Below are 13,755 nucleotides of genomic sequence, written 5' to 3'. Positions count from 1 at the left end.
TGCAGACCTGTTTTTTTCTGCTAACTTCAGGTAATGACCATGCCCCCGGCCTGACTTGCGCCGGTTGCATCTGCCTGGAGGAAAAGATGGCCTTGTTGACCTGGAGTGACGAACTCAGCGTCGGCGTCTCCGCTTTGGATCAGGATCACAGCGCCCTGGTCGACCTGATCAACGAGTTCAGCCAAGCCATCGACGAAAAGCGCGGCCCCCAGGCGGTCGGCCCGGTTCTGGCCCGGTTGCGCCAGCATGTGGGGGAGCACTTCGCCCGCGAGGAAGCCTTGCTGCACAGCAGCGGTTACCCCGAGGCCGACGACCATGCCCAGCAGCATAATCACACTTTATCCCGTCTGCGCGAGTTGGAGGCCCTGGCCGCCGAGGACGATGCCAAGGCCGCCCTGGCCGTGCTCGACTTCCTCAAAGCTTGGTTCATCAATCACGTGGTCGGCAACGACCTGAAACTACGCGACTTCTTCCGCGAAAAGGGCGTCGCCGATCTGGGCGTCGGCGATCGTCCGTCTCTGTGGGCGCGGCTGGCCTCGCGCACCGATTTCCTGCCGCTCAAGACCCGTATCCTGCTGGTCGCCTGGGCGCCCCTGGTGGTGATCGCGGCCCTGGTCCTGGTCAATCTGTCGGAAGCGGTGGAAAAGGTTGGACAGCAAAAGGAAATCATCACGCTGACCCAGTTCAGCACGGTCAGCAGTGCCTTGATCCATGAATTGCAGAAGGAACGCGGTTCCTCGGCCCTGTTCCTGGGCAGCAAGGGCACCCAGTTCGGCCCCGAACTGGCGGCGCAGCGTCAGCTCACCGATAGTCGTCTGGCCGTGTTCCGTCAGGAATCCGTGCCGATGATGGCCAGCCTCGGCGGCCCCCAGGCCGAGCGGCTGAAAAAGGCGGTGGCCGACATGGAGAAGCTGGCGGAAATCCGCCAGGGTACCGACGGCCAGACCCTGCCGGTGCCGCAGGTGCTGGGCTATTACACCGGTTCCATCACTGATCAATTGGCGGTGGTCGAGGCCATCGGCCTGCTGGCCAACGATGCCGAGCTGTCGGCCCACATCACCGCCTATGCCGCCATATTGAACGCCAAGGAACGCGCCGGGCTGGAGCGCGCCACCGGGTCCGCCGGTTTCGCCGCCGGCAAGTTCACGCCGCAACTGCACCGTCGCCTGGGGGAATTGGGGGCCGAGCAGAAGGCCTTCCTGCACGTCTTTCGCAACACCGCCGGCGGCCCGGCCATCGCCGCCCTCGACAAGGCCCAGGCCGACGAGTCGGAAAAAAGGGTGGCCGAATGGCGCACCATCGCCATCGAAAGCCCGTTCACCGGCAGCCTGAACGACATCAAGGCGCCCGATTGGTTCAAGTTGACGACGCGGCGCATCGACCAGATGAAGAGTGTCGAGGATGCCGCCGCCACCGTGCTGATGGACCATGCCGGGGCCGTACTGGCCCGGCTGACCTCATCGGCCTGGACCCAAGGCATCCTGCTGCTGGCCCTGGTCAGCGTCTGCGGCCTGACCAGCATGCTGATCGTCGCCGGTCTGGTGCCGCCGTTGCTGGCGGCGCGCAAGGCCACCGCCCGGCTGGCCGAGGGTGACCGTACGGTGGAAGTGCCCGGTCAGCAATTGCGTGACGAATTGGGCGAACTGGCCCGCGCCATCCAGTTCTTCAAAGAAAAATTGATCGCCGCCGAATTGATGAGCGCCACCACCAATGTGGACAACCAGGCCCGTATCGAAGCCATGTTGCGCAAGGAGCGCGCGGTGAGCGAATTCGACGAGCGCATGGCCCGGTTCGTGGAAGAGGTGGGCGAAAGCGCCCAGTCGCTGATGCTCTCCGCCGGCACCATGACCGAAGTGGCGTCGGAAACCACCGCCCGCAGCGACGATGTGTCGCACGCCGCCAACGATACCTCGCAGCGGGTGCAATCCACTGCCGCCGCCACCGAGGAACTGGCCGCGTCCATCCGCGAGATCGCCCGTCAGGTCCAGACCCAGGCCACGGCCACCCGCGACGCGGTGGATCAGGCCAAGACCACCAACAGCCAGGTGGACGGCCTGCGCGTCTCGGCCGAACGCATCGGCGAGGTGGTGCAACTGATTCAGACCATCGCCAGCCAGACCAATCTGTTGGCGCTGAACGCCACCATCGAGGCGGCCAGGGCGGGCGATGCCGGCAAAGGCTTCGCCGTGGTCGCCAACGAAGTGAAGTCGCTGGCCAACCAGACGGCCAAGGCGACCGAGGAAATCATCGATCAGGTCAGCGCCATCCAGTCGGCCACCCGCTCGTCCGTCGATGCCATCCGCGCCATCACCGACCGCATCGCCGGCATCAACGAGATTTCGGCGGCAGTGGCGGCGGCAGTCGAGGAACAAGAGGCGGCCACCGCTGAAATCAGCCGCAACGTTCAGGAAACATCCATGTCCACCGATCAGGTCAGCGCCAATATCGGCGAGGTTCTGCACGCCACCCAGCGGGCGGAGCAGGCGGCGCGGGTGGTTTCCGGCGCCGCCGAGACTTTGGGCGGTCATACCGAGTTGCTGCGCAGCGAGGTGCGCAAGTTCCTGGCCGAAGTGCGGTCGTGATCGGTGGGGCTGGACTTGGCCGCGCCCAGCCCCATATAACCGGGTTATGACTGATACCACTGACCACCCCTTCCTGAAGATGCATGGCTTGGGCAACGACTTCGTTGTCCTCGACGTGCGCCAATCCGGCTTTGCCCTCACCCCGGCCATGGCCCGCGCCATCGCCGATCGCCGCACCGGCTTGGGCTGTGATCAGGTGGTGGTGATCGAGACAGCGCGCTCCGGCCTGTCCGACGCCTGGATGAGCCTGTGGAACGCCGACGGCTCGGTCACCTCGGCCTGCGGCAACGCCACCCGCTGCGTCGCCTGGCTGCTGATGCAGCAGGCCGGCAGTGATCATGCGGTTATCGAAACCAAGGCTGGCCTGCTGGATGCCGAAATGCGCGGCGACAAGCTGGTCGCCGTCGACATGGGGCCGGCGCGGCTGGACTGGCGGGAAATCCCCCTGGCCAAGCCGGTCGACACCTTGCATATGGGTATCGGCATCGGTTCCCTGACCGACCCGGTCGGTGTCAGCATGGGCAATCCGCACGCGGTGTTCTTCGTCGGCGACGTCGCCGCCATCGATCTGGCCGCCCTCGGGCCGGTGCTGGAACATCACGATCTATTCCCCGAACGGGCCAATATCGAAGTCGCCCAGGTGCTCGCCCCGGATCGCATCCGCATGCGGGTGTGGGAGCGCGGCACCGGCATCACCAGCGCCTGCGGCACCGGCGCCTGCGCCACCCTGGTCGCCGCCGCCCGGCGCGGCCTGACGGCGCGCAAGGCCGACGTGGTGCTGGATGGCGGCGTGCTGACCATCGAATGGCTGCCCGACGACCATGTGATGATGACCGGGCCGGTGGCGTTGGTGGCCGAGGGGATGCTGGATTCCAGCCTGCTGTCATGACCAACCCACCCAAGGTCATCACCTTCGGCTGCCGTCTCAACGCCTATGAATCCGAGGTGATGCGCGAGCACGCCAAAGCGGTGGAAGACGGTGTCGAGACGGTGATCGTCAACACCTGCGCCGTCACCGCCGAGGCCGAGCGCCAAGCGCGCCAGACCATCCGCAAGCTCCGGCGCGACCATCCCCATGCCCGCATCGTTGTCACCGGCTGCGCCGCCCAGGTGAGCCCCGACAAGTTCGCCGCCATGGCCGAGGTGGATCAGGTGCTGGGCAACGCCGAAAAGCTGCACCCCGACATCTTCGCCCATCCGCCCGAGGACCGCATCGTCGTCACCGACATCATGACGGTGCGCGAAACCGCCTTGCATCTGGTCTCCGGCTTCGAGGGACGGGCGCGGGCCTTCGTCGAGGTGCAGACCGGCTGCGACCACCGCTGCACCTTCTGCATCATCCCCTTTGGCCGCGGCAACAATCGCTCGGTGCCCATGGGACGCATCGTCGATCAGGTGCGCGGGCTGGTGGCGCAAGGCTTCGCCGAGGTGGTGTTCACCGGTGTCGATATCACCGCCTATGGCAGCGATCTGCCCGGCACGCCCAGCCTGGGGCAGATGGCAAGGCGGCTGCTGGCGCAGGTGCCGGAGCTGCCGCGCCTGCGGCTGTCGTCGCTGGACCCGGTGGAGGTGGACGACGATCTGCTGCGGCTGGTGGCGGAGGAGCCCAGGCTGATGCCGCATTTCCATCTGTCGGCCCAGGCCGGCGACGACATGGTGCTGAAGCGCATGAAGCGCCGCCATCTGCGTGATGATGTCATCACCCTGGCGGCCAAGCTGCGCGATCTGCGCCCCGACATCGCCCTGGGCGCCGACATCATCGCCGGCTTCCCCACCGAGGACGAAGAGATGTTCCGCCGCTCGCTCGATCTGGTGGACGAGGCGGGGCTGACCCATCTGCACGTCTTCCCCTACAGCTCGCGTCCCGGCACCCCGGCGGCGCGCATGCCCAAGGTTCCCGGCGACGTGGTCAAGGAACGGGCGGCGCGGCTGCGGGCCAAGGGCCAGGCGGCCATGGATTCCTTCCTGGACTCGCGCCTGGGCCAGAGCGCCTGCGTGTTGGTGGAAAAGGACGGCCAGGGCTTTTGCGGCCATTACTTGCCGGTACGGGTGACGGATGCGCCGGCCGAAGGCCGGGTGGTGACGGTACGCCTGACCCACCGCGATGGCGCCGCGCTGGTGGGCGAGCCCACCGCCTGAGGTCATGGCCGGGCTTGACCCGGCCATCCACCCGGTGCCACAACGGGGCGTGTTTCCACCAGATTTCCATAAAAGGACCAGGGCATGAGCGGCAAGGGATTGTTCGGGCGGCTGTTCGGCGGCAAATCGGAAACGGCGGCGACGGAAGCCGATGCCGTGGCGGTGCCACCCGTCGAGGCGCCCGAAGACGAAGCCGTCCTCGTCGATGACCCCCATCCGGCGGAAATCCTGGCCGAGGCACCGCAATCCTGGCTGTCGCGGCTGAAAAGCGGCCTGACCAAGTCGTCGTCCAAGCTGACCCAGGGACTGGGCGATCTGTTCACCAAGCGCAAGCTGGACGACGAGGCCCTGGAAGATCTGGAAGACCTGCTGATCACCACCGATCTGGGGGTGGGCACCGCCGCGCGCGTCACCAAGCGTTTGGCCAAGACCCGCTTCGGCCAGGATGTGGGGGCCGAGGAAATCAAGCAGGTGTTGGCCGAGGAGGTGGCGCAGATTCTGGCCCCCGTGGCCAAGCCGCTGCAACCGGCCTGCGTGGCCCGCCCGCATGTGGTGCTGGTGGTCGGCGTCAACGGTTCCGGCAAGACCACCACCATCGGCAAGATGGCCAAGCATTTCAAGGATCAGGGCAAACAGGTGGCACTGGCCGCCGGCGATACCTTCCGCGCCGCCGCCGTCGAGCAGTTGAAGGTGTGGGGTGAACGCACCCAGTGCCCGGTTTTCTCGCGTGAGACCGGCGCCGATGCCGCTGGTCTGGTGTTCGACGCCATGGCCGAATCGGCCAAGCGCGGCGACGATCTGTTGTTCGTCGATACCGCCGGGCGCTTGCAGAACAAGGCCGATCTGATGGAGGAACTGCGCAAGGTGGTGCGCGTCATCAAGAAGCAGGACGAAACCGCACCTCACGACGTGCTGCTGGTTTTGGACGCGACGGTGGGCCAGAACGCCCATTCCCAGGTCGAGGTGTTCAAGGACATGGTCGATGTCACCGGTCTGGTGCTGACCAAGCTGGACGGCACGGCGCGCGGCGGCGTGCTGGTGGCCCTGGCGGAAAAATTCGCCCTGCCGGTTCATGCCATCGGTGTCGGCGAGAAGGCGGAAGATTTGCGTCCCTTCGACGCCAATGCCTTCGCCCGCTCCTTGGTTGGGTTGGATTAGGGATTTTCTCATTTTTAATTCATTGCCGGTGGTCCGCCGATCACCACCCCACCCGCCCCGATCCACCCTTATGGGTGGGGTAAAACCTGACCCGGGTAGGTTAATGTGCTGTGACTCCAAGGGTTTAGCTGCGAATCGTCATTTGCTGCACTGCAACCCGCGAGAAAATCGGCAATATCAAAAACTTCTAATATACTGAACGGGTGTGCCAATCCGCTTGCTCTTGGCCGCGAATCGGGTTACCTAAGCCCCCCATGGCGCATGCTGCGATGCGTCGCGGCCCACCCGTTCGTCCAGAACATCGATCACGTTCGAGGGAACTTTATCCATGGCACGCAAGAAGATCGCTCTCGTTGGCTCCGGTAACATTGGCGGCACGCTCGCCCACCTCATCGGCCTGAAGGAGCTGGGCGATGTGGTGATGTTCGACATCGCCGAGGGCATTCCCCAGGGCAAGGGCCTGGACATCGCCGAATCGACTCCGGTCGAGGGCGTCAATGCCCGTTACTCCGGCGCCAATGACTATTCCGCCATCAAGGACTCCGATGTGGTGATCGTCACCGCCGGCGTTCCGCGCAAGCCCGGCATGAGCCGCGATGACCTGATCGGCATCAACACCAAGGTCATGGTGTCGGTCGGCCAGGGCATCAAGGAAAATTGCCCCAACGCCTTCGTCATCGTCATCACCAACCCGCTGGACGTGATGGTGTGGGTGCTGCAGCAGGCTTCCGGCCTGCCGGCCAACAAGGTCGTCGGCATGGCCGGCGTGCTCGACTCGGCCCGCTTCCGTCACTTCCTGGCTGAAGAATTCAACGTTTCGCCGGAAGACGTCACCGCCTTCGTCTTGGGCGGTCACGGCGACACCATGGTGCCGTTGACCCGTTACTCCACCGTCGCCGGCATTCCGCTGCCGGATCTGGTGAAGATGGGCTGGACCACCCAGGAGAAGCTGGACCAGATCGTGCAGCGCACCCGTGACGGTGGCGCCGAGATCGTCGGCCTGCTGAAGACCGGTTCGGCCTTCTACGCCCCGGCTGCCTCGGGCATCGCCATGGCCGAAGCCTATCTGAAGGACAAGAAGCGGGTCATGCCCGTCGCCGCCCTGGTCAAGGCCGGCCAGTTCGGTCAGAAGGACGACATCTACGTGGGCGTTCCGGTGGTCATCGGTGAAGGTGGCGTCGAGCGTCTGGTCGAGATCGAGCTGTCGGCTGAAGAGCAGGCCGCTTTCGACAAGTCCGCCGACGCCGTCCGCAGCCTGGTGGCCGTGGCCAAGGGTCTGCTGTAAGCCTTAGGCGCTCGGCCCGCGATGCCGGGACGGCATCGCGGGCCGCAGGCGCCCTTTCGTTGAATTGCGCGGCGTCGCGCCGGACGGCCCTTGCGGGCTGAAGGGCGTGAGGTCACGACAGGGGAGCGTAAATCCATGAATATTCATGAGTATCAGGGCAAGCAGGTGCTGGCCAAGTACGGCGTCGCCGTGCTCAAGGGCGGCGTTGCTTATACCCCCGACGAAGCCATTCAGGTGGCCAAGGATCTGGGCGGCCCGGTGTGGGTCGTCAAGTCGCAGATCCACGCCGGTGGCCGCGGCAAGGGTAGCTTCAAGGGCGACACTTCCGGCAAGGGCGGCGTCCGCGTCGTCAAGAGCGTCGAGGAAGTCGGCGCCGCCGCCGATGCCATGCTGGGCAAGGTGCTGGTCACCGTCCAGACCGGCGAGCAGGGCAAGGAAGTCAAGCGCATCTACGTCGAACAGGGCTGCGACATCCGCCGCGAACTGTATCTGGGTCTGCTGATCGACCGTTCGACCTCGCGCGTCACCATCATGGCGTCCACCGAGGGCGGCATGGAGATCGAAGAAGTCGCGCACAAGAGCCCGGAAAAGATCCTGAAGGTCGCCATCGACCCGGTGCAGGGCTTCCAGCAGTACCATGGCCGCCAGCTGGCTTTCGGCCTGGGCCTGACCGGCAAGCAGGTCGGCGCCGCCGTCAAGTTCATGGGTGCTCTGTACAAGGCGTTCATGGACCTGGATTGCTCGATCGTCGAGATCAACCCGCTGGTGGTCACCGGCGACGATCAGCTGATCGCGCTGGACGCCAAGGTCAACTTCGACGACAACGCCCTGTTCCGTCACAAGGACATCGAAGAGATGCGTGACGAGTCGGAAGAAGATCCGGCGGAACTGGAAGCGGCCCGTCATAGCCTCAACTACATCAAGCTCGACGGCTCCATCGGCTGCATGGTCAACGGTGCCGGTCTGGCCATGGCCACCATGGACATCATCAAGCTGTACGGCGCCTCGCCGGCCAACTTCCTCGATGTCGGCGGCGGCGCCACCAAGGAACGCGTGACCACCGCTTTCAAGCTGATCCTGTCGGATCCCAACGTTGAAGGCATCCTGGTCAACATCTTCGGCGGCATCATGCGCTGCGACGTCATCGCCGAAGGCGTTGTCGCCGCTGCCCGCGAAGTCAGCCTGAACGTCCCGCTGGTCGTCCGCCTCGAAGGCACCAACGTGGAACTGGGCAAGAAGATCATGGCGCAGTCGGGTCTGCCGATCATTGCCGCCGACAACCTCGCCGATGCCGCCGAAAAGGTGGTCAAGGCCGTCAAGGAGGCCGCATAACATGGCCGTTCTCGTTAATGCCAACACCAAGGTGATCTGCCAGGGCTTCACCGGCGCTCAGGGCACCTTCCACTCCGAACAGGCCATCGCCTACGGCACCAAGATGGTCGGCGGCGTGACCCCCGGTAAGGGCGGCTCCAAGCACCTGGACCTGCCGGTGTTCGACACCGTCGCCGAGGCCAAGGCCAAGACCGGTTGCAACGCCAGCGTCATCTATGTGCCGCCGCCGTTCGCCGCCGACGCCATCTTGGAAGCCATCGACGCCGAGATCGAGCTGGCCGTCTGCATCACCGAGGGTATCCCGGTGGCCGACATGCTGACCGTCAAGCGTGCCCTGGTTGGTTCCAAGACCCGCCTGATCGGGCCGAACTGCCCGGGCGTCATCACCCCCGGTGAATGCAAGATCGGCATCATGCCCGGTCACATCCACCAGCGCGGCAAGGTCGGTATCGTCTCGCGTTCCGGCACCCTGACCTATGAAGCGGTGGCGCAGACCACTGCTGCCGGTCTGGGCCAGACCACCTGCATCGGTATCGGTGGTGACCCGATCAACGGCACCAACTTCGTCGACAGCTTGCAGATGTTCCTGGACGACCCGGAAACCGAAGCGATCATCATGATCGGTGAAATCGGCGGCGACGCCGAGGTCCAGGGGGCCGAGCTGCTGCGCTCGTCCAAGATCAAGAAGCCGACGGTTGGTTTCATCGCCGGTCGTACCGCGCCTCCGGGCCGCCGCATGGGCCATGCCGGCGCGGTGATCTCGGGCGGCAACGACACCGCCGACTTCAAGATCGACGCCATGCGTTCCGCCGGTATCGCTGTCGCTGACAGCCCGGCCTCGCTGGGTTCGACCATGCTCAAGGTCCTGAAGGGCTAAGAGGTATAAACGGCCCGATGCACCCGCCGGAGCATCGGGCCGTATCCTTGTCTTGGTTTTAGCGCCGTGACGGACGGCGCCCGGCGGCGCCGCCCCGTCCCGACTTGGCAGAAAGGGATGCGGTATCCCCCGCGTCAGCCCAATATGACGAACCAGTTCGACGAAACGTCCTTCCTGACCGGCGGCAACGCCGTGTTCATTGCCGAGCTTTACGCCCGCTATGTCGAGGACCCGTCCTCGGTGGACGCCTCGTGGGTGCAGTTCTTCACCGAACTGCGGGACGAAGGCGCGGCCATTGCGCAAGATTTCAAGGGTACCGCGGGCGCCAAGCGCGACCTGAAGATCATCGGTGCCGTCGACCCGGAAGCGGCCGCCGCCGCTGCCGCCGCCGCCAAGAAGGGCGGCAAGGATGCCAAGGCTGCCGCTCCGGCGGTTGACCCGGCGGCAAGCCGCCAGGCGGTGCTGGATTCGATCCGCGCCCTGATGATGATCCGCACCTACCGGGTGCGCGGCCATCTGGAAGCCGATCTCGATCCGCTGCACCTAGCCAAGCGCGAGCCCCATCCCGAGCTGGATTACCGCACCTACGGCTTCACCGATGCCGATCTGGACCGCGAAATCTTCATCGACAACGTGTTGGGTCTGGAAAGCGCCACCCTGCGCCAGATCATCAACGTCGTCCGTGCCACCTATTGCGGCAAGATCGGCGTCGAGTTCATGCACATTCAGGACCCGGACCAAAAGGCCTGGATCCAGAAGCGTGTGGAAAGCGTGCGCAACCACACCGACTTCACCCCGCGCGGCAAGCGCGCCATCCTCGAGCGTCTGGTCGAGGCCGAAGGCTTCGAGCGCTTCCTGCAGCTGAAGTATACCGGCACCAAGCGTTTCGGCGTCGAAGGCGGTGAATCGGTGATCCCGGCGCTCGAACAGATCGTCAAGCGCGGCGGTCAGCTGGGGGTCGAGGAAGTGGTGGTCGGCATGGCCCACCGTGGCCGTCTGAACGTCCTGGCCAATTTCATGAAGAAGCCCTATCAGGTCATCTTCTCGGAATTCCAGGGCGGCACCGCCAATCCGTCCGACGTGCAAGGCTCGGGCGACGTCAAGTATCACCTGGGCACCTCGGCCGACCGTGATTTCGACGGCAACGTCGTTCACCTGACGCTGCAGCCCAACCCGTCGCATCTGGAAGTGGCCAACCCGGTGGTGATCGGTCGCGTCCGCGCCAAGCAGCAGCAGAAGAACGACGCCGAACGCAAGAAGGTGGTCGGCATCCTGCTGCACGGCGACGCCGCTTTCGCCGGCCAGGGCGTGGTGCCGGAAACCATGCTGCTGTCCCAGCTCAAGGGCTACTGCACCGGCGGCACCATCCACATCATCATCAACAACCAGATCGGCTTCACCACCGCGCCGGAATATTCGCGCTCGGGTCCGTATTCGTCCGACGTGGCCAAGGGCTTCCAATGCCCGGTGCTGCACGTCAACGCCGACGACCCGGAAGCGGTGGTGCACGTGGCCCGCATCGCCACCGAATACCGTCAGGAATTCGGCGCCGACGTGGTCATCGACATGATCTGCTATCGCCGTCACGGCCATAACGAATCGGACGAGCCGGCCTTCACCCAGCCGCTGATGTATCGCAAGATCGCCAGCCATCCGACCACCCGGGCCATTTACGCCCAGCAATTGGTGGCCGAGGGCTCCATGAGCCAGGAAGAGGCCGACGGTCTGGTTACCGCCTTCCAGGAAATGCTGGAGCGCGAATTCGACGCCGCCAAGAGCTTCAAGCCCAACAAGGCCGACTGGCTGGAAGGCAAGTGGCAGGGCTTGGCCCAGCTGGCCGACGAAGAGGAATTCCGCGAGGAAAAGACCGGCGTCGCCATCGACACCCTGAAGGACGTGGGGATGAAGCTGGCCCAGGTGCCGGCGGACTTCAACATCAACCGCAAGATCCTGCGCCAGATGCAGGCCAAGGCGGAAATGATGCAGACCGGCCAGGGCATCGACTGGGCCACGGCGGAAGCCTTGGCTTTCGGCACCTTGCTGACCGAGGGTCATGGCGTTCGTCTGTCCGGTCAGGATTGCGGTCGCGGCACCTTCTCGCAGCGTCACTGCCGTCTGACCGACCAGGAAAACGAAAGCCGCTACGAGCCCCTGAACCATATCCGCGAAGGCAATCAGGCCTATTTCGAGGTCATCGACAGCCCGCTGTCGGAAGAGGCGGTGCTGGGCTTCGAATACGGCTATTCGCTGGCCGAGCCGAACACCCTGACCCTGTGGGAAGGCCAGTTCGGCGACTTCGCCAACGGCGCCCAGGTGATCATCGACCAGTTCATCAACTCGGGCGAGTCCAAGTGGCTGCGCATGTCCGGTCTGGTCATGCTGCTGCCGCACGGCTACGAAGGCCAGGGGCCGGAACATTCGTCGGCGCGCTGGGAACGCTATCTCCAGTTGTCGGCGGAAGATAACTGGCAGGTGTGCAACCTGACCACTCCGGGCAATTACTTCCATGCCCTGCGTCGTCAGTTGCAGCGCAACTTCCGCAAGCCCTTGATCATCATGACCCCCAAGAGCCTGCTGCGTCACAAGCTGTGCGTCAGCCCGCTGGAAGACATGGCCCTGGGCTCGCGCTTCCGTCGCGTGCTGCCGGAAGCCGAAAATCTGGTGGCCGATGCCAAGATCCGCCGCGTCGTCGTCTGCTCGGGCAAGGTCTATTACGACCTGCTGGAAGAGCGGACCAAGCGCGACATCAAGGACGTCGCCATCATCCGTGTCGAGCAATTGTACCCCTGGCCCAAGGACACCCTGAAGGCCCAGCTCGCCCGCTATCCCAACGCCGATCTGGTGTGGGCGCAGGAAGAGCCGGCCAACATGGGGCCGTGGACCTTCGTCGATCGTCGCCTGGAATTCATCTGCGACGAATTGCCCGACAACAAGGCCAAGCAGGCGCATTATGTCGGTCGCAAGGCCGCCGCGTCGCCGGCCACCGGCCTTTACAAGACCCACAACGCCGAACAGGCGTGGATCTGCGAGACCGCGCTGACCGGCAAGCCTGCCGACATGCCGGTGCCGTTCCGCCGCGCCACCGCTCTTTCGCGTCTCAACGCCTAGGTTCAAATAGGGAAACCAGAAGATGACCACTCAGATCACGGTGCCCACCCTGGGCGAATCCGTTACCGAAGCCACCATCGCCAAGTGGTTCAAGAATGTTGGTGATGCGGTCAAGGCCGACGAGCCCATCGTCGAGCTGGAAACCGACAAGGTGACCGTTGAAGTGCCGGCCCCGGCGGCTGGCGTGCTGACCGAGATCGTGGCCGCCGCCGGCACCACCGTCGAAGTCGGCGCGGTGCTGGGCTCCATCGGCGCTGGTTCCGGCGCTGTCGCCGCTCCGGCGGCCAAGCCCGCCGCTGCTCCGGCTCCGGCGGCTGCTCCGGCTCCCGCCGCCGCTCCGGCCCCGGCTGCCGCTCCCGCCGCCGCCGCTTTCCCGGCTGCCGCCAAGCTGGCCGCCGATGTCGGCCTCAACCCCATCGCCATCGCCGGTTCGGGCAAGGGCGGTCGGGTGACCAAGGGCGACGTCATCGCCGCCGCTGCTGCTCCGGCTGCCGCGCCCAAGGCTGCCGCCCCCTCGGGCCCGCGTGCCAAGGCCGATCTGGAAGACCGCGTCGCCATGACCCGTCTGCGCCGGACTATCGCCGGCCGCCTGAAGGAAGCGCAGAACACCGCCGCCATGCTGACCACTTTCAACGAAGTGGACATGGGCGCGCTGTTCGCCGTGCGCAACCAGTACAAGGACCAGTTCGAGAAGCGTCACGGCACCAAGCTGGGCTTCATGTCCTTCTTCGTGAAGGCCTGTATCTCGGCGCTCAAGGATTGGCCGGCGGTCAATGCCGAGATCGACGGCACCGATCTGGTCTACAAGAAGTACTACGACATCGGCGTCGCCGTCGGCACCCCGCAGGGTCTGGTGGTTCCGGTGGTGCGCAATGCCGACCAGCTCAGCTTCGCCGGCGTCGAGCAGGCCATCGCCGGTCTGGGCAAGAAGGCCCGTGACGGCAAGCTTTCCATGGAAGACCTGACCGGCGGCACCTTCACCATCTCCAATGGTGGCGTCTATGGCTCGCTGATGAGCACGCCGATCCTGAACACCCCGCAATCGGGTATTCTGGGCATGCACAAGGTGCAGCAGCGTCCGATGGTCATGCCTGACGGCAAGATCGAAGCCCGCCCGATGATGTATCTGGCGCTGTCCTATGACCACCGCATTATCGACGGCCGCGAGGCGGTGTCGTTCCTGGTGCGTGTCAAGGAATGCATCGAAGACCCGCAGCGCATCCTGCTGGACATGTAACAAGCTGGGGCCCCGCGCAAGCGGGGCCCCTTTGTTC

The 13,755-nt window shown here is 64.9% G+C and carries 9 protein-coding genes; all 9 read left to right on the top strand.

The features are described from left to right. Positions 1-86: 86 nt before the first annotated feature. The 9 genes from MGMSRV2_RS17735 (at position 87) to odhB (ending at position 13,718) form a co-directional block, all read left to right on the top strand. Positions 87-2,582, top strand: a complete 2,496-nt coding sequence (locus MGMSRV2_RS17735) for a bacteriohemerythrin (protein ID WP_024081754.1) — start codon at positions 87-89, stop codon at positions 2,580-2,582. A 46-nt stretch (positions 2,583-2,628) separates the two neighbouring features. Beyond that, the gene (gene dapF, locus MGMSRV2_RS17730; protein WP_024081753.1) at positions 2,629-3,471 is read left to right on the top strand and encodes a diaminopimelate epimerase; all 843 of its coding nucleotides are present in this window, start codon (positions 2,629-2,631) and stop codon (positions 3,469-3,471) included. Next, entirely contained in the window at positions 3,468-4,721 is a 1,254-nt protein-coding gene (mtaB, locus tag MGMSRV2_RS17725) for a tRNA (N(6)-L-threonylcarbamoyladenosine(37)-C(2))-methylthiotransferase MtaB (protein ID WP_024081752.1), read from the top strand. Before dapF ends, mtaB begins: the two co-directional genes overlap by 4 nt. An 84-nt stretch (positions 4,722-4,805) precedes the next feature. Next, the gene (ftsY, locus tag MGMSRV2_RS17720) at positions 4,806-5,879 is read left to right on the top strand and encodes a signal recognition particle-docking protein FtsY (protein WP_024081751.1); all 1,074 of its coding nucleotides are present in this window, start codon (positions 4,806-4,808) and stop codon (positions 5,877-5,879) included. Positions 5,880-6,207: 328 nt separating this feature from the next. Continuing rightward, positions 6,208-7,164 (top strand): malate dehydrogenase, encoded by a 957-nt coding sequence (gene mdh, locus MGMSRV2_RS17715; protein ID WP_024081750.1) that lies wholly within the window; start codon positions 6,208-6,210, stop codon positions 7,162-7,164. 135 nt (positions 7,165-7,299) lie between these two features. Continuing rightward, on the top strand, positions 7,300-8,496 hold the full coding sequence (gene sucC / locus MGMSRV2_RS17710) for an ADP-forming succinate--CoA ligase subunit beta (RefSeq protein ID WP_024081749.1): 1,197 nt from the start codon (positions 7,300-7,302) through the stop codon (positions 8,494-8,496). 1 nt (position 8,497) lies between these two features. Then, complete coding sequence (gene sucD / locus MGMSRV2_RS17705; RefSeq protein ID WP_024081748.1) at positions 8,498-9,373, top strand: succinate--CoA ligase subunit alpha; 876 nt, start codon at positions 8,498-8,500, stop codon at positions 9,371-9,373. Positions 9,374-9,517: 144 nt separating this feature from the next. After that, positions 9,518-12,481: a 2-oxoglutarate dehydrogenase E1 component gene (locus MGMSRV2_RS17700; RefSeq protein WP_024081747.1), complete on the top strand. Its 2,964-nt coding sequence runs from the start codon at positions 9,518-9,520 to the stop codon at positions 12,479-12,481. Between the two features lie 22 nt (positions 12,482-12,503). After that, positions 12,504-13,718, top strand: coding sequence for a 2-oxoglutarate dehydrogenase complex dihydrolipoyllysine-residue succinyltransferase (gene odhB / locus MGMSRV2_RS17695; RefSeq protein WP_024081746.1), 1,215 nt, complete (start codon positions 12,504-12,506; stop codon positions 13,716-13,718). Positions 13,719-13,755: the final 37 nt, after the last annotated feature.

The sequence above is a fragment of the Magnetospirillum gryphiswaldense MSR-1 v2 genome (assembly GCF_000513295.1).
Lineage (GTDB): Bacteria > Pseudomonadota > Alphaproteobacteria > Rhodospirillales > Magnetospirillaceae > Magnetospirillum > Magnetospirillum gryphiswaldense.
This window is presented reverse-complemented; position numbering and strand designations above follow the sequence as displayed.

Coding starts and splice junctions, on each gene's coding strand:
- MGMSRV2_RS17735 (WP_024081754.1), top strand. CDS start 87: ATGGCCTTGTTGACCTGGAGTGACGAACTCAGCGTCGGCGTCTCCGCT.
- dapF (WP_024081753.1), top strand. CDS start 2,629: ATGACTGATACCACTGACCACCCCTTCCTGAAGATGCATGGCTTGGGC.
- mtaB (WP_024081752.1), top strand. CDS start 3,468: ATGACCAACCCACCCAAGGTCATCACCTTCGGCTGCCGTCTCAACGCC.
- ftsY (WP_024081751.1), top strand. CDS start 4,806: ATGAGCGGCAAGGGATTGTTCGGGCGGCTGTTCGGCGGCAAATCGGAA.
- mdh (WP_024081750.1), top strand. CDS start 6,208: ATGGCACGCAAGAAGATCGCTCTCGTTGGCTCCGGTAACATTGGCGGC.
- sucC (WP_024081749.1), top strand. CDS start 7,300: ATGAATATTCATGAGTATCAGGGCAAGCAGGTGCTGGCCAAGTACGGC.
- sucD (WP_024081748.1), top strand. CDS start 8,498: ATGGCCGTTCTCGTTAATGCCAACACCAAGGTGATCTGCCAGGGCTTC.
- MGMSRV2_RS17700 (WP_024081747.1), top strand. CDS start 9,518: ATGACGAACCAGTTCGACGAAACGTCCTTCCTGACCGGCGGCAACGCC.
- odhB (WP_024081746.1), top strand. CDS start 12,504: ATGACCACTCAGATCACGGTGCCCACCCTGGGCGAATCCGTTACCGAA.